The sequence below is a fragment of the Glaesserella sp. genome, from assembly GCF_041814905.1.
Taxonomy (GTDB): domain Bacteria; phylum Pseudomonadota; class Gammaproteobacteria; order Enterobacterales; family Pasteurellaceae; genus Glaesserella.
Window position 1 is genome coordinate 75,747 of sequence record NZ_JBGXYA010000021.1, and the last position, 24,357, is coordinate 100,103.

Below are 24,357 nucleotides of genomic sequence, written 5' to 3' on the forward strand. Positions count from 1 at the left end.
TAACAAGGTTAATGTTATGATTTTAATCGAATATGTACCGTAATTTCTTCACGATCATGATAAAGATGTTTCGCTTGAATACTAAATTTTAGCCCCTGTTTTTCCAACGTTTCTGCGATAAACTCCAAACAGAGTTTTACCTCTTGATAGCGTTTCTTCATCGGTAGTTTTAGATTGAAGATCGTTTCACGACACCAACCATGAAGCAGCCATTTTGCGATTAATTTACTGATACGCATCGGCTGTTCCACCATATCGCAAACTAGCCAATCAATCGTAGTTCGTTTCGGTGGTTGAAATTTAAAACCGTCTTCCGGGCAATGTTCAATTCGCCCTGTTTCGTGCAAACTCGCAGCCATTTTACCATGGTCGACCGCATAAACGAACAAACCGCGTTTGACGAGTTGATACGTCCAGCCCCCCGGACAAGCACCAAGATCCACACCTTTCATATTTTCAGTAAAACGACGCTTTTCTTCTAGCGGCGGAATAAAGGTTAAGATAGCTTCTTCCAATTTTAAGGTTGAACGACTTGGTGCATCCGTAGGAAATTTTAAACGCTGAATCCCCATAAAAAACGGTGAACGGTTATCGTTATAGGCGTAACCGACATAACATTTTCCCGAGCCGATAAACAGAATATGTAAAGTGATACTATTTTTAGTATTTTCGGTTACCCTTAACCAACCTTGCTTTTTCAGCGCGCTACGTAACGGTACTGTAAATTTACGGCAGAAAGTCAAAAGTGCTTTTGCTTCGTTGGTATCGGGTGTTTCAACCATAATTTCACAGCTGTTTTGGGGATTCAGCACTTGATATTCAGCGATAATCGGACTAATACGGTCCTGTTCAGGCAGATTTTGCAGTAGATTACCGACAACAATCATCTGGCGAACAAAAATCAGTTGTGAAATTTTAAGTGTTTTTGCCAAACGATCGGCTTCACCTTGTTGATAACATTCAAAAATTACAAAACCACTGTTTTCTGTTAGATTTGCAAAGCCGAAAACCCCGAGTTCCGCAGCTTTGTCCGTAATTTCTCCGGCGACTTCTTTTTCAAATCCCGAACGACAATATAAAGCAAGTTTATTCATACTATTTTGATTTTCTAAGACTAATATAGGCTAATACCGCCCAACCGATTAAAAAGAACGTTCCGCCGATAGGCGTTATCCACACAATGGCTTTGGTTACTCCAAAAGCTAATGCATAAAGGCTACCGCTAAAAAGTAATATCCCTAACATCCATGAACCGCCAATGAGATTAAGTGCGTTTGCTCGACAAGCGGGGACTTTTTGCACAGAATTTGCAATTTGAAATAGTCCTAACGCTAATAGCGCTAACGTATGGAACATCTGATATTCCAATCCCGTATCAATCCATGCTAATGCTTTCGGCTCTAATGTTTTCTGTAGCCCATGGGCAGCAAAAGCGCCTAACGCAATACAGAAAAAACCGCTTAAGGCGGCAGTAGCAATAAATTTATTTTTCATTGTTTTTCCTTTATAAATAAACGCAGCTAATTATAGCTTAAGAAATACAAATCCCTATTAACTTTCGTTTATTGATTATAGATTACATGAGATATCGCTATGATTTTCAAAAAATAGTCATAACTTTCAAGATACATATTTTTGCTACTTGCTTAAATATTTTTAGCTCACTACAATGCAAACAAATTTTTAACATTCCCCAGACTCCGAGCTTGTATTCCTAAGTTTCTGTAGATTAAAAGAAATATGGAAACAATGCCTGTAATCACACCCGTTTTTATGGTATTGATTCAATGGTCCGCCGAGAAATTGACGTTCCACTCGTGTTTAGAAAGGTGTCACATGCAAAGTATCCCGATTAAAAATGTCGGTGATCAACGCTATTTAGGGCTTATTGATCGTTTTCAACGTCAATATACTTATTTACGTTTATCCATTACCGATGTATGCAATTTTCGTTGTAACTATTGTTTACCCAATGGTTATCAACCGCCTTCACACAAGCAAACTTTTTTAAAAATCAATGAAATTCAACGTGTTGTTAGCGCTTTTGCCAATCTTGGTACAGAAAAAATTCGTATTACAGGCGGAGAACCCACTTTACGTAAGGATTTCTTAGAAATTGCTCACACCATTTCTCAAACTACAGGTATTCGCCAAGTTGCGTTAACGACCAACGGTTATCGCCTTTTCCGTGATGTGGAAGCATGGAAACAGGCGGGAATTACTCATTTAAACGTGAGTGTTGATAGCTTAGATCCACGTCAATTTCATTTGATTACGGGGGAAAATAAGCTGGCGACGGTGTTAAATGGTATCGATCGTGCCTTTGAGATCGGCTATAAAAAAGTCAAAGTGAATGCTGTGTTGATGAAACAATATACCGCTAAAGGCTTGGACGATTTCTTGCGTTGGATTAAAGATCGCCCTATTCAAATGCGGTTTATTGAGTTAATGGAAACAGGCGAAATGGATCACTTTTTCCAACAACAGCATCTTTCAGGACAATCTATTTTAGAGCGATTAACCCAAGAAGGTTGGCAATTACAACAAAAAGCAATGTCTGACGGTCCGGCCAAAGTCCTTGCTCACCCTGATTATCAAGGGGAAATCGGTTTGATTATGCCTTATGAAAAGAACTTCTGTGCCAGTTGCAACCGTTTAAGAGTGTCAGCATTAGGCAAATTACACCTTTGTCTATTCGGCGAAGAAGGAATTGATATTCGGGATTTATTGCAATCGGACGAGCAGCAATTTCAACTTGAAGCTAGATTAAAATCTGCTCTACAAGGTAAGCGTGAACACCATTATTTGCATATTGGCGATAGTGGGGTGAGAAATAATTTGGCGTCAATTGGGGGCTAAATTATTGTCACTTTCTTTGCTTGTGCAAAGAAAGTAACCAAAGAAACACCCCCCTACTTCACCGCTTATCTTCGCTTAGTTTAAATTTGCTTAACGGAACATTTTAAATTCGCCAACTTCGTTGGCTCAGAGAAAAATGTTCCTACAAATTTAAACACGCTCAGGCGGTTCAGAAGGGGAACAATCCACCATAACAAGCGGTGAGTTTTAATCAATTTTTTGTAATGTTAAGATCGAAATGTTCGATTAAATTATATTGAAAGAAAAATGACAATGAACACCTTTACCCATATAAACCAAAACGGCGAAGCCAATATGGTTGATGTTTCCGCCAAACAAGACACCGTCCGAGAAGCTCGTGCGGAAGCCTTTGTGACAATGAACCCTGAAACGTTACAGATGATCATTTCGGGCAACCACCACAAAGGCGATGTTTTTGCGACTGCTCGCATTGCAGGTATTCAAGCGGCAAAAAGAACTTGGGAACTCATTCCCCTTTGCCACCCACTTCTGCTTTCTAAAGTAGAAGTGCAACTCGAAGCCCTGCCTGAAAAAAATCAAGTGCGGATTGAGTCCCTGTGCAAACTCTCGGGCAAAACCGGCGTAGAAATGGAAGCCTTAACCGCAGCCAGTGTCGCTGCTTTGACGATTTATGATATGTGCAAAGCGGTACAAAAAGATATGGTAATTGAACAAGTGCGATTACTCAGTAAAAGCGGTGGGAAATCGGGCGATTTTGTCGCTAAATGATAAGGAAAATAAATGATTAAAGTACTCTTTTTCGCCCAAACCCGTGAATTAGTGGGCGTAGATAGCTTAGAGGTTGAAGCAACCTTTACTACTGCTGAGCAGCTTCGCCAACATTTAGCCGAACGTAGCGACAAATGGGCGTTAGCACTACAAGCAGGGAAATTATTAGTCGCCATCAATCAAACCATTTCCCCTTTATCCGCAGAAATCAAAGACGGCGATGAAGTCGCTTTCTTTCCACCTGTAACGGGGGGCTAAATGGGACAAACACTTATTCAAGTTCAACAAGATCCCTTCGATCAAAATACGATCTACAAGTGGCTAAGTGAACAACATTCCGTTGGGGCAACTACTCTTTTTGTCGGCAAAGTGCGTGAAATGAATTTGGGCGATAGCGTGTCAGGTTTATACTTGGAACACTACCCTGCAATGACTGAAAAAGCCTTACAAGAAATTGTCGATGAAGCCAGAAGCCGTTGGGAATTGCAACGTGTTGCCGTTATTCACCGTATCGGACAGCTTTATACGGGCGATGAAATTGTCTTAGTCGGTGTCAGTTCCGCTCATCGTGGCAATGCCTATCACGCTAATGAATTTATCATGGACTATCTAAAAACCAAAGCACCATTCTGGAAACGTGAAACCACCGATCACGGTGAGCGCTGGATTGAAGGGCGTGAAAGCGATCAACAAGCGGCGGATAAGTGGTAATAAGCGGTTAGATTTTAGGAATATTTTGCAAATGAATTTATATATCGATCTCCAAATTGCATCTGAAAATACAGCAGGCTTACCGACGGAAGCTCAATTTCAACATTGGGTCGATAAAGCCTTGTCAACGGAAGCAAAAACAGCGGACTACCCTGAAACAGAAATCACGATTCGGATTGTAGATGAAGCGGAAAGCCACGAGTTAAATTTAACCTACCGTGGCAAAGATAAACCGACCAATGTGCTTTCTTTTCCATTTGAAGTCCCTGATGGCATTGAATTGCCACTGTTAGGGGATTTGATTATCTGTCGTCAAGTCGTTGAAAAAGAAGCGATTGAGCAAGAAAAACCGCTCGAAGCTCACTGGGCGCATCTGGCAATTCACGGCACATTGCATTTGCTTGGCTACGACCATTTAACCGATGAAGAGGCGGAAGAAATGGAAAGTCTGGAAACGGAAATTATGCAGTCGCTAGGGTTTGAAGACCCTTATATTACAGAAAAAATGATAGGAGAATAATGATGCCTTTTTTAATTGGTTTAAGTGTACTTATTGCGATTTATTTTTCTATCCATGTTTATCGAACCGGGCGGGAATACTACTGGATTGGTTTAATGCTTGGCGCACCATTTTTAGGCAGCTTAATTTATTTTCTCGCAGTTTATTTACCTGAAATGCGTGAAAGTCGTTTAGGCTACCAAGTGGAATCAAAATTACGTAAGGCTCTGAACCCGCATAAAGCGCTACAGGATGCTGAAAAGGCATATAAAGCGACTCCAACCGTTCAAAACCAATTTCTACTTGCTAAAGCTTTAGTAGATAGTGAGCGGGCAATAGAAGCGATCCCTTTATATGAAAGCATATTAGCTCAACCGCTATATCAACAAGATAAAAACATTAACCTTCACTTTGCTTTTGCCCTATTTGAAACAAAACAATTTGAACGTTCAAAAGAAATATTGGAACAACAAGGGTTAACCCATATACAGGAAAATGAAGAAAGCTTACTTTTCTATACAAAAAATCTTATTTTCTTAAATGACAAGCAACAAGCAGTAAAGAATTTTGAATTACTCTTTCAACAAAATCCAAGTCTTGAAGCTCAAATTTGCTATATTGAAGCATTAATTCATTGGAATGAAATAGAAAAAGCACGTCAAACATTGGGGCAAATTGAAGAACACATTAATTTACTCCCAAAACATGCTAAACGTTTAAATACCCAGTGGATTACACAAGTAAACAAACTTCGTCAGCAATTAAAATAATATGCGTCAACTTGTTGTTACATCCCAGTTATGTTTAGGCACTGAAAAAGTGCCTTATTTAGCTTATCAAAAAGCAGATTTTCATTCGCCTTCACAATCAATTATTCTATTTTCCAACGCCAAAACGTTACTCGGTCAAGAATTTACCTATGCGATTTATGATATGCGAGCGAAAGGCGGAATTTGCTTTAATCTTGAAGCATTGGCGATTGTGGCAGGCACAATTCAAGAAGACGGTACGCTCTATTTAGTCTGTCCTGAATGGGATAATTTGGAGCAACAAGTTGATTTTGATGCGTTACGTTGGAACGCTCAGCAGCCGATTGCCACGCCGAATTTTTATCATTATTTCAAAGCATTAGTAGAACAATTTGGATTTATACGGACACGAAGCGTCGTGTCCCTACAAGTGAATCGAAATAGCTGTCGAAATACATCGCTTGGTGTGCTTACGCAAGATCAGCAAAATATCTTCGATAACTTACCGCTTGATCCTGCGGATATTCATCTTATTCTCGCTCCCCGTGGTCGTGGAAAATCGACATTATCGGGTAAGCTCGCAGAAAAACTCTCTCGGCAATACTTTGTATCAATTACTGCCCGTAGCCATTCAGCCTTACCGAATTTTTGGAAAGAGATTGAAAGTGATAAGGTCAAATTCTTTGCTCCTGATCGTTTAATTCAGATGATCGAGCAACAAAATATCCCGCCAAATCAATGGTTGTTTATTGATGAAGCGGCAAGTTTGCCTTTGCCGATGTTACAACGGTTTTGTGCCTATTTTGATAAAGTCGTGCTAACTACGACAACTCAAAATTATGAAGGTACTGGTCGTGGTTTTTGTTTGAAGTTTTTGCCGACATTGACTCGTTCTACGAAACAATGGACATTGAGCCAACCATTAAGATGGGGAGAGAATGATCCGTTGGAAGCTTTTATTAATCAATTATTACTGTTGGAAGATAAAATCCCCTCTTTCCCCCCCTCAGCCTTCGGCAGCTCCCCCCGCAAGCAGGGGGAGCGAAGTTTAGAGCAATATATTAATTTCTACCACCTACTCGCCCAAGCTCATTACAAAACAACGCCAACGGATTTACGTCGTTTATTTGACGCAGAAAAACAGCGGTTTTATCAAATTGAGGAGAATCAAAAACTGATTGCAGGCTGCTGGGCGATAGACGAAGGCGGTTTGGAAGAAGCATTGATCCAAGCCATTTGGCGTGGAGAACGTCGTCCGCAAGGGAGTTTGGTGGCGCAATATCTCTGTTTTCAAGGCAACTTACCGGAGGCTTGTCGTTTGCGTTCAGTACGGATTTCACGCATTGCGGTGCAACCGGAATTACAGCATCAAGGTTACGGCAAGCGGTTAGTTTCAGAGATCATTTTGCAAATTTCCACCCAAAACAGACCGCTTGTCGATTACCTTTCCGTGAGTTTTGGTATGACGGATGCGCTACTGAACTTCTGGTATCAATGCGGTTTTCGGTTGGTACAAATAAGCCAAAGTCCGGAAGCAAGTAGTGGCTATCACAGTGCAATGATGATTTTACCGATTAGCGTGATCGGCCATCAATTTACTGAAAAAGCAATCGCTCAATTTCAGCGCGATCTTCCGTTACTGCCGCTTACGCAGGATTTGCAAAATACGTTGCAAAACAGACCGCGTGTGTATTCTCAAGCACAACTCATTGAATTACTTGAAAGCGACTTACAAAATCTTCATGGATTTATCACCGCTCAGCGTACATTTAATGCATGCTATGCCAGCTTAAAGCGACTCTATTATCACAGCCCGAATACACTTTCTGAACTCCGTACTCCATTAAACGATTCCGATTTTATTGCTACAAACCATAAAAAAACGTGGCTAAACCGTTGCCGAAAGCAGGTTGATGAAACCTTAAAGCAGTTGCTAAATTTTATTAGCTAAATTTATTTCAATTAATGTAAATTCGTTATCAATTTTTGTGAGTGTGATCACATACTTAAGGCAACTTTTGGAGTAATATTTCATCCCAGTCACTATGTAGTGATATTTTAATCAATTCTTAAAATCCAATAGGAGCCAACTATGAAAAAAACAGTCTTAAGTGCAGTCGCTTTAGCTGTAGGTTTAGGTGCAATCGCAACTTCTGTTCAAGCAGCTGATCGCATTGGTGTCACCATTTATAAATACGATGATAACTTTATGTCATTAATGCGCCAAGAGATTGAGAAAGAAGGTAAAGCATTAGGCGGTGTTGAGTTATTGATGAATGACTCACAAAATGCCCAATCTATCCAAAATGACCAAGTTGATGTTTTAATTTCTAAAGGTGTAAAAGCTCTTGCCATCAATTTAGTCGATCCTTCTGCGGCACCAACCATTATCGGTAAAGCAAAACCTGAAGGTATTCCTGTTGTATTCTTCAATAAAGACCCGGGCGATAAAGCCATCTCAAGCTACGATCAAGCTTACTATGTAGGGACTAACCCGCAAGAATCCGGCGTGATTCAAGGTGATTTAATCGCTAAACACTGGAAAGCGAACCCGGCTTACGATTTAAATAAAGACGGTAAAATCCAATACGTGATGTTAAAAGGTGAACCGGGTCACCCGGATGCGGAAGCACGTACCAAATACTCTGTTGAGCAATTGAACAAATTAGGTGTTCAAACAGAAGAACTCTTTGTTGATACCGGTATGTGGGATGCTGCCCTTGCAAAAGATAAAGTGGATGCATGGTTATCCAGCAGTAAAGCAAATAATATCGAAGTCATCATCGCCAATAACGATGGTATGGCAATGGGTGCCTTAGAAGCGGCAAAAGCACATGGTAAAAAATTGCCAATCTTTGGCGTAGACGCATTACCGGAAGTGCTTCAATTAATCCAAAAAGGTGAGATTGCAGGTACCGTATTAAATGATGGTGTGAATCAAGGTAAAGCTGTTGTTCAGTTATCGAAAAACTTAGCAGCAGGTAAACCGGCAGCTGAAGGCACAAACTGGAAATTAGAAAATCGTGTTGTTCGTGTTCCTTATGTGGGTGTGGATAAAGATAATCTTTCTGAATTCTTAAAATAATGTAATTGTAATTTCAGGGGAGGGAAACCTCCCCTATTTTATGAGGTTGGATATGACAGTACAAACTCAACATCAAGACAGTCAAGTGTTACTGACAATGGAAAATGTCAGCAAATCCTTTCCCGGAGTCAAGGCACTTGATCGCGCAAACCTTACTGTTCGTTCTCATTCTGTTCACGCGCTGATGGGCGAAAACGGTGCAGGAAAATCAACGCTACTTAAATGTTTGTTTGGTATTTATGCCAAAGATGAAGGTGATATTCTATTTTTAGGTAAACCGGTTAATTTCAAAACATCAAAAGAGGCGTTGGAAAATGGGATCTCTATGGTCCATCAAGAACTAAACCTTGTGCGTCAACGCAGTGTGATGGACAATCTTTGGCTCGGGCGTTATCCGTTAAAAGGATTTTTTGTCGACCATACAAAGATGTATAACGAAACGAAAGCTATTTTTGACGAACTTGATATTGATATTGATCCAAAAGAAAAAGTGGCGAATTTATCCGTTTCCCAAATGCAGATGGTTGAAATTGCCAAAGCGTTTTCTTATAACGCCAAAATCGTAATTATGGATGAGCCGACCTCTTCTCTTTCTGAAAAAGAAGTCGAACATTTATTTAAAATTATCGAAAAACTGAAAAATCGTGGTTGTGGGATTATTTATATTTCTCACAAAATGGACGAAATTTTTAAAATTTGTGACGAAATTACTATTCTACGCGACGGTAAATGGATCAATACCGTGCCGGTTAAAGAAACTACCATGGAAAGTATCGTTGCAATGATGGTAGGACGTGAATTAACACAACGTTTCCCGCCAAAGACCAATGTACCGCAAGAAGTTATTTTAGAAGTCGAAAATCTTACTGCCTTAAATCAACCTTCTATTAAAGATATTAGTTTTAATCTGCGTAAAGGCGAAATTCTTGGTATTGCCGGACTTGTCGGTGCGAAACGAACTGATATTGTTGAAACGATTTTTGGTGTACGTGAACGTAAAAGCGGAACGATTAAACTCCACGGTAAAGAGATGCGCAATAAAACGGCATTGGAAGCCATTAATAACGGTTTTGCTTTGGTCACGGAAGAACGCCGTTCCACCGGGATTTACGCAAATCTGAGCATTGAATTCAACTCATTAATTTCAAATATGAAATCTTATATCAGCTCTTTTGGATTACTTAGCAATAAAAAAATGAAAAGTGATACTCAATGGGTGATTGATTCAATGAATGTGAAAACACCGTCTCATAAAACAAATATCGGCTCCCTTTCTGGCGGTAATCAACAAAAAGTGGTTATCGGACGTTGGTTACTTACCCAGCCTGAAATTTTGATGTTGGATGAACCAACTCGCGGTATTGATATCGGTGCAAAATATGAGATTTATCAATTGATCATGCAACTTGCACAAAAAGATAAAGGCATCATTATGATTTCATCGGAAATGCCTGAATTGTTAGGGGTAACCGACCGTATTCTGGTTATGAGTAACGGACGTGTTGCAGGTATTGTGGAAACTGCAAAAACGTCTCAAGAAGAGATTCTCCAGCTCGCTGCAAAATATTTATAAAATAGAAGGAAATGAATTATGTCAGCAACTTCGCCTAAATCCATGGATTTTCTAAAACAGAATGCCATTTACTTTGTTTTGTTAGTCCTCCTTGCGATTATTATTATCCAAGATCCAAGTTTCTTAAGTTTAAGAAACTTTAGTAATATTTTAACCCAATCTTCCGTTCGCTTAATTATTGCGCTGGGTGTTGCCGGTTTACTTGTTTCGCAAGGTACCGACTTATCTGCCGGTCGTCAGGTTGGTTTGGCTGCGGTAATTTCTGCAACCATGCTACAAGCCATGGACAATATGAACAGGGTCTTCCCGAATCTACCTGAAATTCCGATTCCTGTCGTTATTTTAACGGTCTGTGCTATCGGTGCGGTCATCGGTTTGGTAAACGGTTTGGTTATTGCTTATCTCAATGTCACACCGTTTATCGCCACCATGGGTACAATGATCATCGTCTATGGTATCAACTCTCTTTACTACGATGCTGTAGGTTCATCACCAATCGCAGGCTTTAACGAAAGCTTCTCAACCTTTGCGCAAGGGTTCTTCCAAATCGGCACGTTTAGATTGTCCTACATCACCATTTATGCGGCAATTGCCTCCGTATTAGTATGGATTATGTGGAACAAGACCCGCTTCGGTAAAAACATTTTCGCTATCGGCGGTAACCCGGAAGCAGCGAAAGTCTCCGGAGTAAACGTTGCGCGTAACTTAGTGGTAATCTATATGATCGCCGGTGTCTTCTACGCCTTCGGCGGTATGTTAGAAGCAGGTCGTATCGGTAGTGCAACCAACAACTTAGGCTTTATGTACGAGTTGGATGCCATTGCCGCTTGTGTGGTCGGTGGCGTCTCATTTGCTGGCGGTGTCGGTACCGTTATCGGCGTTGTTACCGGGGTACTAATCTTCACCGTGATTAACTACGGTTTAACCTATATCGGTGTAAATCCTTACTGGCAGTATATTATTAAAGGTAGCATCATCATCTTTGCCGTTGCGATTGACTCGCTCAAATACGCGAAGAAAAAATAAGATGAAAATCGATTCGGGGGCGTCTGCCCCCTTTCTTCTTTTTAGAATTTCGGCATAATATTTTCACTCAAATTCGTCACCCCGTATTTTTATGCAAACACTAGCTCCCTTATCACTTCCGCCGAACCGTCGATTCTTAAATTCCGTTTCCGCCGCTTTCTTACTGGTCATTTTTATGACCGGACTTGCCGGTGCATTACGCGTACCGGCATTAACCGTTTATCTTCACAATGAGGTCACCAATAATCCGATGCTCGTTGGCTTGTTCTACTCGGTGAATTCATTAATGGCGATGATTTTAAGCCAAATCGTCGCTTATTTTTCCGACAAATTCCCTAATCGCAAACGTATTATTACGATCAGCTGTGTCATGCAGCTTCTCAGTTGCTTACTGTTTGCCTTTAATCGGGATTATTACGTATTGCTGTTGCTCGGCACTCTGTTGGTCGGTTTGGGGTCATCGGCGACCTCACAGCTTTTTGCCTATTCAAGAGAATATAGCGAAACACAACATCGTGACAGTACGATGTTCAATACCGTACTGCGTGCCCAGCTTTCCTTGGCATGGATTGTTGGTCCGCCGCTTGCTTATTTCTTATCGGATCATTTCGGCTTTACCTTTATGTATGTTGCTGCAGCAACTATTTTCGCCGTTTCAATCATTATCGTGCAATTAATGCTGCCGCAAGCGGTCGGTTCCGTTGAAAAATTTGCAAATTCGGCGGATGAAGAAAAGCTAAGAGACGATGGGATCATCAGTAACCGCAAATCGGTCATTTACCTCAGCATAACATGCCTGTTAGTCTGGACGTGCAACAGCATGATGTTTATCAATATGCCGGTTTACCTCAAGGAGCTCGGCTTATCCCAACGTTTGGCAGGGATTATGATGGGGACGGCGGCGGGTATTGAAATTCCTGTGATGTTATTGGCAGGCTACTGTACCCGTTTTATCAGTAAGAAAAGCTTAATGTTAATCGGCATCCTTGCCGGGGCGACTTATTATATCGGTATGTCTTTTGCCCAAACCGAATGGCAGTTACTGGCTATCCAATTATTTAACGGTTTGTTTGTCGGTATCTTAGCCTCCATCGGCATGCTCTATTTCCAAGATTTGATGCCCTATAAAATGGGAACCGCCACAACGCTCTTTACCAACACCGGCTCCGCCAGTTGGATCGTTGCGGGACAGTTAGCCGGTATCGCCGCAAGCCGATTCGGCTATCACAGTACATGGCTGCTTGCCGTCGGACTTTGTAGCGTTGCCTTTTTGACCATGTTGAATGTACGTAAAATCTAAGGTGACAAAGCGCCCTAAATAAGCGAAAATTCGTCAACCGTGGACGCTCGCCGAGCGTCCCTTTTATTTCAAATCAACCATAACAAAAATTCCAATGACCACTGAAATCAATTACGAAGGCATTGAACAAATGCCGATTAAGCGTTTTACCGAAGACGCTTACCTCAATTACTCGATGTATGTCATTATGGATCGTGCATTGCCGTTTATCGGCGACGGTCTGAAACCGGTACAACGTCGTATCATTTATGCCATGTCGGAACTCGGTTTAAATGCTGCGGCAAAATATAAAAAATCCGCCCGCACCGTCGGTGATGTACTCGGTAAATTCCACCCGCACGGAGACAGTGCCTGTTACGAAGCCATGGTATTAATGGCACAACCATTCTCTTATCGTTACCCGCTCATTGACGGGCAAGGCAACTGGGGAGCACCGGACGATCCGAAATCCTTCGCCGCCATGCGTTATACGGAATCCAAACTCTCCAAAATGGCGGAGATGTTGCTCGGCGAGTTAGGTCAAGGCACCGTCGATTACCAACCGAACTTTGACGGCTCGTTGGAAGAACCCAAATATCTTCCGGCACGATTACCTCATATTCTGTTAAACGGCACGACCGGTATTGCTGTCGGTATGGCAACGGATATTCCGCCGCATAATATCAATGAATTAGCCGAAGCATCGGTAAAATTATTGGACAATCCGACCGCTTGTATAGAAGATTTACTTGACGTGGTACAAGGTCCGGACTATCCGACGGAAGCAGAAATCATCACACCTCGTGCAGAGATCGCCAAAATGTATGAGCAAGGTAAAGGTTCGATTAAAATGCGGGCTATTTGGAAAAAGGAAGACGGAGATATTGTCATTTCCGCCCTGCCGCATCAAGCCTCTCCTTCAAAAATCATTGAGCAGATAGCCGCCCAAATGCGTAATAAAAAATTGCCGATGGTGGATGATATTCGTGATGAGTCTGATCACGAAAACCCAATCCGAATTGTGTTAGTGCCACGTTCTAACCGCATTGATTTTGATGCGTTGATGGATCATTTATTTGCAACTACCGATTTAGAAAAAAGCTATCGTGTGAATATGAATATGATCGGGTTAGACGGTAAGCCTGCAGTGAAAAATCTGCTGACCATCTTAACCGAGTGGTTGGATTTCCGCCGTACTACGGTCACCCGTCGTTTAAATTACCGTTTGGATAAAATTTTAACCCGCTTGCATATTTTAGAAGGCTTGATGATTGCCTACTTAAATATTGATGAAGTGATTGAGATTATCCGCAACGAAGACAATCCAAAAGCGGAACTCATGGTTCGTTTTAACTTGAGTGATGAGCAGGCAGAAGCCATTCTCAACTTGCGTTTACGCCATTTGGCAAAATTGGAGGAACACGAATTACGCGCCGAGCAACAAAAACTCGAGGAAGAAAAAGTATATCTGCAAGGAATTTTAGCTTCTGAACGTAAATTAAATAGCTTGATTAAAAAAGAAATTCAAGCGGATGCGAAAAACTTTGCCAGCCCGCGTCGTTCGCCGTTAGTAGAACGTGCCGAAGCAAAAGCCATTTCGGAAAGCGAATTAACACCGACCGAACCGGTCACGGTCATTCTCTCAGAAAAAGGCTGGGTGCGTTGTGCCAAAGGACATGACATTGATGTTCAAAGCCTGAGTTATAAAGCCGGCGACGGTTATCTCGCCCATGCATACGGAAAAAGTAATCAAGCTGTTGTATTTGTTGACAGCACCGGTAGAAGCTATGCGGTTGATCCGCTCTCCTTACCGTCCGCACGTTCACAAGGCGAACCGATTACCGGTAAATTAACTTTATCTGAAGGCGCTATTATTCAATATGTGTTAATGGCGGAAGAAAATCGTAAAGTATTGATGGCATCTGATTCTGGTTACGGATTTATCTGTCGCTTTGAAGATTTGGTCTCACGCAATAAAGCCGGTAAAGCGGTTATTTCTTTAACCGAAAATGCAAAAGTATTACCTCCGCAATTACTCGAAGAGGATGACGACAATCTGTTGGTTGCGATGAGTAGTGTCGGTAGAATGTTAGTGTTCCCGGTTTCGGAACTTCCATCACTATCAAAAGGTAAGGGGAACAAAATTATCAATATTTCCGCTCAAGCAGCTAAAGACGGTAACGAATTATTGGCGAGAATTCTAATTATTCGTCCAACCAGTTCATTAGTATTTGTTTCGGGTAAACGGAAAATTACGCTCAAGCCTGCTGATATTGAAAAATATCGTGGTGAGCGCGCCCGTAAAGGTTCACCGCTGGTACGTGGTTTGAATGTGCATACCGAAGTAGAAATCATTGAGTAATTTATAAGGTTGGTGTAAATACCAACCTTTTTTATTTTTGTTAAGCGGATCACATTCTTAATGTGGTATCAATTCCCTTATGCTTATTTTGTTATACACTTATAAAGATCATCATCAGGGAGCTACATTATGACAGCGCAACAACTTATCTCAAAATTAACCGCCATCGTCGGTGAGAAATACATTATTACCGATGCTTCAAAAACCGAGCCCTATCGTAGCGGTTACCGCTTTGGTAGCGGAAATGCCCTCGCCGTCGTCCGCCCTGCTACACTACTTGAATTTTGGAAAGTATTGAAGGCTTGTGTTGACGCAGATGTTATCATCATTACTCAAGCGGCAAACACCGGTTTAACCGGCGGTTCAACACCAAGCGGCAACGATTATGATCGTGATATTGTCATTATCAGTGCAATGCGGATTGACGGAATTCAACTGATTAACCATGCAAACCAAGTCGTTTGTTTACCCGGTTCAACCTTAAATACGTTGGAGAAAGCATTAAAACCGCACGGTCGTGAACCCCATTCGGTAATCGGTTCATCTTGTATCGGTGCCTCAGTGATTGGTGGCGTTTGCAATAATTCCGGCGGCGCATTGGTACAACGCGGCCCCGCTTATACGGAAATGTCGCTGTTCGCCCAATTAAATGAAAAGGGCGAACTTGAATTAAAAAACCATTTAGGCATTGATTTGGGAACCACACCGGAAGAAATTTTGCAAAATCTTCAAGAAGGACGTTATCAACGCAAAGATATCGTTCAAGATTGCGGTAAGGGTCATGATCATGATTATTGCAATCACGTGCGCCAAATCGATGAAGACACACCGGCGCGCTTTAATGCCGATCCTGCTCGCCATTACGAAGCTTCAGGCAGTGCGGGTAAATTAGCTATTTTTGCCGTTCGATTGGATACTTTTATCGCAGAAAAAGAAACAGCGGTATTTTATATCGGCACGAATCAAACATCGGTGTTAAACGATATCCGTCGCCATATGTTGGCAAATTTCACCCAATTGCCGATTTCCGGAGAATATATTCACCGTGATGCATTTGATATTGCGGCAAAATACGGAAAAGATACCTTCTGGGTAATAAAAAAACTCGGTACCCATCGCTTGCCGCCACTGTTCGCCACAAAAGCCAAAGTCGACCGTATTTCAAAAAAATTTGCCTTTTTACCACACCATTTAAGCGATAAAGTACTGCAATTCGCGTCTAAATTCTTACCGCAACATCTGCCAGAAAGTTTGCGCCAATACCGTGATAAATATGAACACCACCTGATTGTCAAAATGGGTGGTGTCGGGGTTAAAGAAGCGCGTGAATACTTAAAAAGCTATTTTTCCGAACGAACCAAGGGCGATTATTTTGAATGCAATGCGATAGAAAGCCAAGCAGCTATGCTACACCGTTTTGCGGTAGCTTCTGCGGCAGTTCGTTATCGTGCGATTCATGAAAAAGAGGTGGAAGATATTGTCGCGTTGGATATCGCTTTGCGCCGTAATGACCCGGAATGGTTTGAAGTATTACCGCGAGAAATTGACGATAAAATCAGCCATAAACTGTATTATGGTCATTTTATGTGTCACGTCTTCCATCAGGATTATATCGTGAAAAAAGGCAACGACTGTATGCAGTTAGAACATGATATGTTGGAATTATTGGATAAACGCGGTGCGCAATACCCTGCTGAACATAACGTCGGGCATTTATACGAAGCAAAACCGGCACTACGCAAATTCTATAAAGCGTTAGATCCGACCAACAGCTTTAACCCGGGTATCGGGCAAACCTCGAAGAAAAAATACTGGAAATAACAAACAACAAGCGGTCGATTTTTCAAAGAAATTTGCAAATTTTTCATTGAAACCGACCGCTTGTACAGTCGATTAATGCTACGGGGTTGCTAACAAACGTTTAACCTCATGATCCGAAATGAATTTTCGATAAGCAGAATAAATCATCTCGTTAACGTCATTGATAAGGTGTGTAAGCGTGATTGAAAATTTGTTTCTTGTTTTCGGATCAGCGGAATAGTCTTTATCCAAGATAATGGCGGATGTTTTCGCATCCATGATTTTATAATTAATGGTATAAGTCCATACGGCGTTGAATCTGAGATCATCCACTTTGAATTCTTTAATTCTGCCTACAATCGTATAGTCGGATTGACCGAGCTTAATCCCCGTTCTTTCTAATTCCAGCATAGTACCGCGTTGTGCCAATTCGGCAATATCACCTTCTAACATCAGTGAACCGAGAGCCGTATTTTCTACTTGGTTGCTTTTCACTCTACCTTGTTCAAAAGCGGCATAACTGAATTGTCCGACATTTGCCGAACCGTCATATTTGATATTATTACTGTAGTCCTGCGGTGTATAAGAAGCAACGGGCATATTTACACAGCCTGATAAGCTCAATACAGAAAGGATTAATAAAATAAAGGTTTTCATATTCTCTCCATGAGAAAAACTCAAGAGAAGTTCTCTTGAGTTTTTACGTAGATTATTGGTTTAAGGTTTTGGATACTGAGGCAGGATGAATATCATACATGCCGCCGTTAAGCGGATCGACGATTAACCAGCCGACTAAGCCTCCGAAAATGAAATTCCCTAAGATATATTTTGCATTGGGTGAAGTGGATAACGGGTATGTTGTGGTTTGGTAACCTTCTTTATCGAACGTAACGGAATAGGTTTTTTTGCCGAAATAGCTGCCGTCATGTTTTGGTAATGTGACGGTTGCCGGCGTGGTACCTTCATGAACGGTTTTCCCTGTTTCATCAATGATTTTAAAATGCGCACCTTCAGGCGTTGTGCTGATCGGTAACGATTGCGTTTTGTCGCCAAGAATAGTGGCACAGCCCGTGAGTGAAAGAACAGAAGTTAAAGTAAGGATAGAAAGTAATTTTTTCATCGTAAGATCTCCAAATAGTGATTGAATTATTGTTTTTTACCGCCGAAGCTGACATCTAAGCTGCTGTTATTTTTAAATTGCACCAAACCGGCGGCTTCTTTGGCGCCATCTCCGAATAAGGCTCCTTGGTATTGACCGCCACTGTTACCGAGTACACTGGCTCGCCCTGCGAACGAGGCTCCGGACAGTGAACCTGTATGCAAGGTGATATCACGTCTGAATTCATCACCGTTAAATATAGAGAAGGTGATTTTTCCGTTAACGGTTTTTTCATCAAAATCAACCTTCAGGGTGGTATTCCCGCCTTTTTGGAAGGAGTTGTTGTACCCGCTTATCCAAACTGCATCCCCTTTGTAGATGGCAACGCCCGAAGTCGGAATATTGGTAGCTTCGGTGCCTTGATAGCGAAGTTCCCGCAAGGTTTTGGCATCATTCCGCCACACACCGTAAAATGAATCTGCATTGTTTTGTCCGAATAATCTTCCTTCGGGCGTATTTCCTCCCACGGTTCCTTTAGGGCTTAGTGTCAGATTAATTTTTTCTCCATCCGGTGTTTCAGCCGTACCACCTCCACCACCACCGCCACAGGCGGAAATAACACCGGTAATAAACACAACAGAAATAATTTTCATACGTTTCATTTTGGGTCTCCTTAAGTTAAAAGTAATGTTAAGTAAGTTTGTAAATACTCAATCAAAGAGTATTTTAATAAATATACAATTCTATAGAGATAAAAACAAGAGTATAAATAACGAAAAATATCGCTCATTGAGTAAATTTTTGATGAGTAGTAAATATGACAAAATTTGTAGCAACGGATGTGGATTTGGCAATCGGAAAGCGAATCGTACAACGACGTAAAGAAATCGGTTTGAGTGCTGAGGTGTTGGCGGAACAAATCGGGGTGTCACAGCAGCAATTTTCACGTTATGAACGTGGGGCAACCAAGATCAATGTTTCCCATTTAGCCAATATTGCCGTAATTTTAAATACACCGATTAGTTGGTTTTTTGCTGACAGCAAAGCGGATAATCTGACTTTTTCAGACAAAGAACACTATGTACCGATTCGAAATGATGCATTGAAGCAACGCTTGGATTATCACTGGGCGAAGTTAAACAGTGAACAAAAACGGAATTTAATTAACTTTTTGGATTCGATAAATAAATAGAGTGTGAATGCGGGTGCATGAGGTTAACGAGTTGAAAAGACTATTTGGAGAATAATAAGCAGTCATACAAGCGGTCAGTTACGAGGAATTTTTTGCAAATTTCTCGGCCAAGCCGACCGCTTGCTCTTTTAATTTTGCTCTTCTAAATTTGAAATTAACTGCTGTAACTCTTCCAATGAGCGTTCGTTACCGTTCAGAAGAATTTTACCGTCTTTCAATTCAATGCTGAAAGCTACTTCGTTTTGATTGTATATCAGTAGATTTTTTTGTGCATAGGTCTGCAACTGCATTTCAAACATTTCTCTTAACTGTTTCGCTTGTTCTTCCGCTTCTACCGGTTTTGGGGAGTGATACAACGTCACTTGTTTGATCAACTCTTCCAGCGAATTTAGGTTAAGTTGAATAGCTATTTTACTGTTGTTAAAGCTTTGTAACGTTTCCGGCAGTGATTGTAGTCCGTTTTGTATCTGTTCTTCGCTAAAACCGGATGAATTTAGCACCAAATCAAAACGATTTTTGCCTTTTTCATTTTCGAACTCGATAGGACTCATCGTCAATTTTATCGGCTTAGTGACTAAATTTTTAACCAACTGCTCCAATTCGGTTTGCATGACTTCTGATTTAGCTAAATCGGCAGTGTAGGTATAATCCAACAGTTTGACATAAGCCTCATTGTCCAATTCCGATTCACTATTAAACGTAATTTTTCCAAAACGGATAGGATCAAATTGAGGTCTAGCGCCGTTTAATGCCATGCCACCGCTGAACGATGATTGTAATATTTTATTATCTACGATTCGATTCTCACCTTTTGTATGAAAATTTTCTATTGAAAACATATTATCAGACTTAAATGCAATAGAATCAATTTTCATCTCGGCATTAGCTACGGCAGTATAATGGTATTTCAATAGTGCTTTTTCATCGATTAACGTATTTATCGAAAACCGATTAATTTCAATGGTTGCCGTAGGATAGGCTGCATTTTTATTTTCAGATTTCAGTAAAACTTGCGGTATATGGTAATTCATCGCCCATTGACCGTTTTTAGCCGGAGTCAGATTAAATTCCGACGGTTGAAAATAGGCCATCACACTTGTTGTTGCATTGTGCTCAACAAAATTCTTTTTAGGCATTGCCACTTTGACGGAGGCCAATTTCCCCGAATAATCAATATCGGAAATGATATTCGCAATATAACCGCCCTCGAAATTCACTTTAATTGGCTCAATTGCCACTAAAGCACTTTCTGCGCTGAACATTCTCGGTGCAAAATCAAACCGTTTTATACGGTTAAGCGGAAATGGTCCGTGATACAGCTGACTCTCTACAGGTAAAGTAAAACCCTCTCCGATGCTTTTATCTTTTACCACAAGGTTGTAACGAATATCCGAAGTAAATAAATGTCGCTCGAATTTAACGTTATCGACTTTAAAGTCCAAATTAAATTGGCTAAGAAGTTGACCAAGTTCATTATTGGCGTAATGAATATAAGATTGATATTTTTCTTCAGCTAATTTACCGCTATACCAGCTTCCACCAATAAATACACCACCGAATACGGCAGCCAAAGATAATACCAGTTTAGAATATTTCATATAATCTCCTTAAAAAAATAGAGAGCCTAAAGCTCTCTATTCTATATTGTTTTAACTATTTTTTCTTTGCTTTCGCATTTGGAAGATCGGTAATTGACCCTTCAAACACTTCTGCTGCAAGACCTACAGACTCGTGTAAGGTCGGGTGAGCGTGGATGGTTAATGCAATATCTTCCGCATCACAGCCCATTTCAATCGCTAAACCGATTTCACCTAACAATTCACCACCGTTAGTACCAACAATCGCACCACCGAGTAAACGATGCGTATCTTTATCGAAGATTAATTTAGTCATACCGTCTGCACATTCAGAGGCAATCGCACGACCTGACGCAGCCCAAGGGAACTTCGCCACTTCGTAATTTAAGCCTTCTTGTTTACACTCTTTCTCGGTTTTACCGACCCAAGCCACTTCCGGCTCAGTATAAGCGATAGATGGGATCACTTTTGGATCGAAGTAGTGTTTTTGTCCTGCAATCACTTCTGCAGCCACGTGACCTTCGTGAACGCCTTTGTGCGCCAACATCGGCTGACCGACGATATCGCCGATCGCGAAAATGTGTGGCACATTGGTACGCATTTGTTTATCCACACGGATAAATCCACGGTCATCCACTTCTACGCCCGCTTTACCTGCATCTAATAATTTACCGTTCGGTACGCGTCCGATAGCCACTAATACGGCATCATAGCGTTTGGTGTCATTACACGCTTTGCCTTCCATAGAAACGTAAATACCGTCGTCTTTCGCTTCTACCGCGGTTACTTTGGTTTCAAGCATTAATTTGAATTTTTTCTCAATACGTTTGGTGAAGATTGCTACAACGTCTTTATCTGCTGCTGGGATAACTTGGTCGAACATTTCAACCACTTCCACTTCTGAGCCCAATGCTTCATACACGGTGCCCATTTCCAAACCGATGATACCACCGCCCATAATGAGTAATTTCTTCGGGATTTCTTTTAATTTAAGCGCATCCGTTGAATCCCAAATACGTGGGTCGTCATGTGGAATAAACGGAAGTTGAATAGGACGGGAACCGGCTGCAATAATTGCATTGTCAAATTTAATGGTGGTTGGATTACCGTCACGGTCACGTGCGACTAAGGTATTTGGATCAGCAAATGTTGCTTGACCTTCAACCACGGTCACTTTACGTGCTTTTGCCATACCAGCTAAGCCGCCTGTCAGTTTTGCAACCACCGCTTCTTTACCTGCACGGACTTTGTCTAAATCAATCGTTGGTTCGCCAAACGTAATACCGTTATGTTCCGCATGTTTCGCTTCTTCAATGATTTTTGCAACGTGTAATAATGCTTTAGACGGAATACAACCAACGTTTAAACACACACCACCAAGGGTTGAATAACGTTCGACTAAAACCGTTTCTAAGCCTAAATCTGCGCAACGGAATGCTGCTGAGTAGCCCGCCGGGCCTGCACCAAGTACCACGACTTGGGTTTTAATTTCTTTGCTCATGTTTACCTCTGGGTTCGCATTTGTTATAGACTTGTTAATTTTGCTATTTTAGCGTTTTTTACCTATTTTACAATGCGACTAAGATCACAGAATTAAGAACAAGCGGTAGGATTTGCAAATTTTTTTACAAATCTCACCGCTTGTATGCCAATTACATTACTAAACGACGGATATCCGCAAGTACACCATTGATGTAGCTTAAGAAACGAGCACCATCAGCACCATCGATCACACGGTGGTCGAAAGATAATGATAACGGAAGCATTAAGCGTGGCTCAAACTCTTTACCGTTCCATTGTGGCATCATTTCTGATTTCGATACGCCTAAAATTGCCACTTCAGGGGCATTCACAATTGGTGTGAAGTGCGTTGTACCGATACCGCCTAAGCTTGAAATGGTGAAACAACCACCTTGCATATCTGCGGCAGTCAATTTACCGTCACGCGCTTTCTTAGACACTTCCATCAATTCACGTGAAAGCTCAACAATACCTTTTTTATTCACATTTTTGAATACAGGTACGACTAAGCCGTTTGGTGTATCCACCGCTACGCCGATGTTAATGTATTTCTTAAGAGTAAGTTTTTGACCGTCTTCAGAAATTGAGCTGTTGAAACGAGGGAAGGCTTCTAAGGCTTTCGCTACCGCTTTCATAATGAACACCACAGGCGTGATTTTCACATCTAATTTTTGTTTTTCAGCCAGTTTGTTTTGTTCTTTGCGGAAGTTCTCTAAATCTGTGATATCCGTACGATCAAAGTGTGTAACATGTGGAATCATTACCCAGTTACGATGTAAGTTCGCACCTGAGATCTTATTGATACGACTTAATTCTACTTCTTCAATTTCACCAAATTTGCTGAAATCGACTTTCGGCCACGGTAATAAGCCTAAACCTGCACCGTTTGCTACGCCATTGCCTGCCGCAGCCGGAGCTTTACCTGCTTTCACATCTTCAAAGACTTGAACTGCAGTTTTTACATAGGCTTGAATATCTTCTTTAACGATACGACCTTTGCGACCTGTACCTTTAATACGATCTAAGTTTACGCCAAACTCACGTGCCAAACGACGAATCACCGGTGTTGCATGAGCATAGCCTGCACTTGCAACTACTTGTTCTTGGCTTAAACCAGACACATTACCTGATTGCGCTGGAGTTGCTACAACCGGTGCAGGTGCTGCCGCTGCTTGCGGTGCTGGAGCAGATGCTACTGGAGCTGCACCTGCAACTTCAAATTTCATAATTAATGAGCCGGTTGAAACTTTATCGCCCACTTTCACTAAAATTTCTTTCACCACACCTGCGATTGGTGCCGGGACTTCCATAGACGCTTTGTCGCCTTCTACGTTGATGATAGATTGATCAACAGCAACGGTATCACCCACTTTGACCATGATTTCAGTTACGTTGACTTCATCGCCACCAATATCCGGTACATTAACATCTTTAATCGCTGAGCCACCTGCTTGTGGTACTGGTGCAGCTACAACAGGTGCCGGAGACGCTGCCGGTGCTGTGCCTGCGACTTCAAAACGCATCACTAATTTGCCTGTTGAAACTTTATCGCCAACATTGATTAAAATCTCTTTAACCACGCCTGCGACCGGCGCCGGGACTTCCATAGAGGCTTTGTCGCCTTCTACGTTGATAATGGATTGATCAACGGCAACGGTATCGCCCACTTTAACCATAATTTCGGTCACGTTTACTTCATCGCCACCGATATCCGGTACATTCACATCAACAACCGCACTTGCTGTCGGTGCTGCCGCCGGAGCTGGTGCAGCTTCTGGTTGCGGAGCCGGTGCTGAACCTGCCGCTTCTAATACTAACATTGGTGAACCTGTGGTAACTTTATCGCCCACTTTCACTAAGACTTCTTTAACCACACCCGCTTCTGGTGCCGGAACTTCCATAGAGGCTTTATCGCCTTCTACGTTAATGATAGATTGATCAACGGCAATGGTATCGCCCACTTTGACCATTACTTCGGTTACGGTGACTTCATCACCACCGATATCTGGAACTTGAATTTGTTTTGACATGTTTATTCCTTATTTTTCCTAGCTTGTAGGGATGCGACGCTTCGCGTCCTTCTTCAACTTGCAAAAAATTAACGGCATCTGACCGCTTGTAATGGACGCCATGCATGGCGTCCCTACTTTTGCATGGAAATAATTGATTATGCGTATAACGGATTAATACGATCTACATTTAAACCGAATTTCGCAATTGCATCTGCAACGACTTTTCTGTCGATAGTGCCTTCGTTCGCTAATTGGGTTAATGC

22 protein-coding genes and 1 riboswitch are annotated in these 24,357 nt (G+C 41.6%); of the genes, 14 read left to right on the plus strand and 8 right to left on the minus strand.

The features are described 5' to 3' along the window. Positions 1–14: 14 nt before the first annotated feature. Positions 15–1,094: a 23S rRNA (cytidine(2498)-2'-O)-methyltransferase RlmM gene (gene rlmM, locus ACEYJ7_RS03395; RefSeq protein WP_373777622.1), complete on the minus strand. Its 1,080-nt coding sequence runs from the start codon at positions 1,092–1,094 to the stop codon at positions 15–17. Position 1,095: 1 nt separating this feature from the next. Continuing rightward, the gene (locus ACEYJ7_RS03400; protein WP_373777623.1) at positions 1,096–1,494 is read right to left on the minus strand and encodes a DUF423 domain-containing protein; all 399 of its coding nucleotides are present in this window, start codon (positions 1,492–1,494) and stop codon (positions 1,096–1,098) included. A gap of 192 nt (positions 1,495–1,686) precedes the next feature. Next, positions 1,687–1,848, plus strand: a riboswitch (molybdenum cofactor riboswitch). Between ACEYJ7_RS03400 and moaA the strand changes: the two genes are divergently transcribed. The 13 genes from moaA to dld all read left to right on the plus strand — a co-directional run bounded on the left by moaA (position 1,837) and on the right by dld (position 16,714). Beyond that, positions 1,837–2,859, plus strand: coding sequence for a GTP 3',8-cyclase MoaA (gene moaA / locus ACEYJ7_RS03405; RefSeq protein ID WP_373777624.1), 1,023 nt, complete (start codon positions 1,837–1,839; stop codon positions 2,857–2,859). (Overlaps the previous riboswitch by 12 nt.) A 273-nt stretch (positions 2,860–3,132) precedes the next feature. Next, complete coding sequence (gene moaC / locus ACEYJ7_RS03410; protein WP_373777647.1) at positions 3,133–3,609, plus strand: cyclic pyranopterin monophosphate synthase MoaC; 477 nt, start codon at positions 3,133–3,135, stop codon at positions 3,607–3,609. 12 nt (positions 3,610–3,621) lie between these two features. Then, positions 3,622–3,867, plus strand: coding sequence for a molybdopterin synthase sulfur carrier subunit (gene moaD, locus ACEYJ7_RS03415; RefSeq protein ID WP_010786928.1), 246 nt, complete (start codon positions 3,622–3,624; stop codon positions 3,865–3,867). Next, positions 3,868–4,320, plus strand: coding sequence for a molybdopterin synthase catalytic subunit MoaE (gene moaE / locus ACEYJ7_RS03420; protein WP_373777626.1), 453 nt, complete (start codon positions 3,868–3,870; stop codon positions 4,318–4,320). It begins immediately after the preceding gene. 31 nt (positions 4,321–4,351) lie between these two features. Further along, complete coding sequence (gene ybeY, locus ACEYJ7_RS03425) at positions 4,352–4,840, plus strand: rRNA maturation RNase YbeY (protein ID WP_373777628.1); 489 nt, start codon at positions 4,352–4,354, stop codon at positions 4,838–4,840. Next, entirely contained in the window at positions 4,840–5,589 is a 750-nt protein-coding gene (locus ACEYJ7_RS03430) for a hypothetical protein (protein ID WP_373777629.1), read from the plus strand. Before ybeY ends, ACEYJ7_RS03430 begins: the two co-directional genes overlap by 1 nt. 1 nt (position 5,590) lies before the next feature. Further along, positions 5,591–7,519, plus strand: coding sequence for a GNAT family N-acetyltransferase (locus ACEYJ7_RS03435; protein ID WP_373777630.1), 1,929 nt, complete (start codon positions 5,591–5,593; stop codon positions 7,517–7,519). A gap of 141 nt (positions 7,520–7,660) precedes the next feature. Further along, on the plus strand, positions 7,661–8,653 hold the full coding sequence (mglB, locus tag ACEYJ7_RS03440; protein WP_373777631.1) for a galactose/glucose ABC transporter substrate-binding protein MglB: 993 nt from the start codon (positions 7,661–7,663) through the stop codon (positions 8,651–8,653). 52 nt (positions 8,654–8,705) lie between these two features. Beyond that, entirely contained in the window at positions 8,706–10,226 is a 1,521-nt protein-coding gene (gene mglA, locus ACEYJ7_RS03445) for a galactose/methyl galactoside ABC transporter ATP-binding protein MglA (protein ID WP_373777632.1), read from the plus strand. An 18-nt stretch (positions 10,227–10,244) separates the two neighbouring features. Beyond that, complete coding sequence (mglC, locus tag ACEYJ7_RS03450; RefSeq protein WP_373777633.1) at positions 10,245–11,252, plus strand: galactose/methyl galactoside ABC transporter permease MglC; 1,008 nt, start codon at positions 10,245–10,247, stop codon at positions 11,250–11,252. Between the two features lie 91 nt (positions 11,253–11,343). After that, positions 11,344–12,552, plus strand: coding sequence for a sugar efflux transporter (locus tag ACEYJ7_RS03455; RefSeq protein ID WP_373777635.1), 1,209 nt, complete (start codon positions 11,344–11,346; stop codon positions 12,550–12,552). 94 nt (positions 12,553–12,646) lie between these two features. After that, on the plus strand, positions 12,647–14,893 hold the full coding sequence (parC, locus tag ACEYJ7_RS03460; protein ID WP_373777636.1) for a DNA topoisomerase IV subunit A: 2,247 nt from the start codon (positions 12,647–12,649) through the stop codon (positions 14,891–14,893). A 129-nt stretch (positions 14,894–15,022) separates the two neighbouring features. Then, the gene (gene dld / locus ACEYJ7_RS03465; RefSeq protein WP_373777637.1) at positions 15,023–16,714 is read left to right on the plus strand and encodes a D-lactate dehydrogenase; all 1,692 of its coding nucleotides are present in this window, start codon (positions 15,023–15,025) and stop codon (positions 16,712–16,714) included. Between the two features lie 78 nt (positions 16,715–16,792). Here the strand turns inward: dld and ACEYJ7_RS03470 are convergent, their stop codons facing one another. From ACEYJ7_RS03470 to ACEYJ7_RS03480, 3 genes are read right to left on the minus strand one after another with little or no spacing between them, the layout of a single operon-like run. After that, positions 16,793–17,350 (minus strand): integrase, encoded by a 558-nt coding sequence (locus tag ACEYJ7_RS03470; RefSeq protein ID WP_373777638.1) that lies wholly within the window; start codon positions 17,348–17,350, stop codon positions 16,793–16,795. A gap of 52 nt (positions 17,351–17,402) precedes the next feature. Next, positions 17,403–17,813: a hypothetical protein gene (locus ACEYJ7_RS03475; protein WP_373777639.1), complete on the minus strand. Its 411-nt coding sequence runs from the start codon at positions 17,811–17,813 to the stop codon at positions 17,403–17,405. Between the two features lie 26 nt (positions 17,814–17,839). Next, positions 17,840–18,454, minus strand: coding sequence for a transferrin-binding protein-like solute binding protein (locus tag ACEYJ7_RS03480; protein ID WP_373777640.1), 615 nt, complete (start codon positions 18,452–18,454; stop codon positions 17,840–17,842). A gap of 155 nt (positions 18,455–18,609) precedes the next feature. Between ACEYJ7_RS03480 and ACEYJ7_RS03485 the strand changes: the two genes are divergently transcribed. Further along, positions 18,610–18,984, plus strand: coding sequence for a helix-turn-helix domain-containing protein (locus tag ACEYJ7_RS03485; RefSeq protein ID WP_373777641.1), 375 nt, complete (start codon positions 18,610–18,612; stop codon positions 18,982–18,984). Between the two features lie 128 nt (positions 18,985–19,112). Here the strand turns inward: ACEYJ7_RS03485 and ACEYJ7_RS03490 are convergent, their stop codons facing one another. The 3 genes from ACEYJ7_RS03490 to aceF form a co-directional block, all read right to left on the minus strand. After that, on the minus strand, positions 19,113–20,582 hold the full coding sequence (locus ACEYJ7_RS03490; protein ID WP_373777642.1) for a YdgA family protein: 1,470 nt from the start codon (positions 20,580–20,582) through the stop codon (positions 19,113–19,115). A 55-nt stretch (positions 20,583–20,637) separates the two neighbouring features. After that, on the minus strand, positions 20,638–22,062 hold the full coding sequence (gene lpdA / locus ACEYJ7_RS03495) for a dihydrolipoyl dehydrogenase (protein WP_373777643.1): 1,425 nt from the start codon (positions 22,060–22,062) through the stop codon (positions 20,638–20,640). A gap of 151 nt (positions 22,063–22,213) precedes the next feature. After that, positions 22,214–24,112: a pyruvate dehydrogenase complex dihydrolipoyllysine-residue acetyltransferase gene (aceF, locus tag ACEYJ7_RS03500; RefSeq protein WP_373777645.1), complete on the minus strand. Its 1,899-nt coding sequence runs from the start codon at positions 24,110–24,112 to the stop codon at positions 22,214–22,216. Between the last annotated feature and the right edge of the window lie 245 nt (positions 24,113–24,357).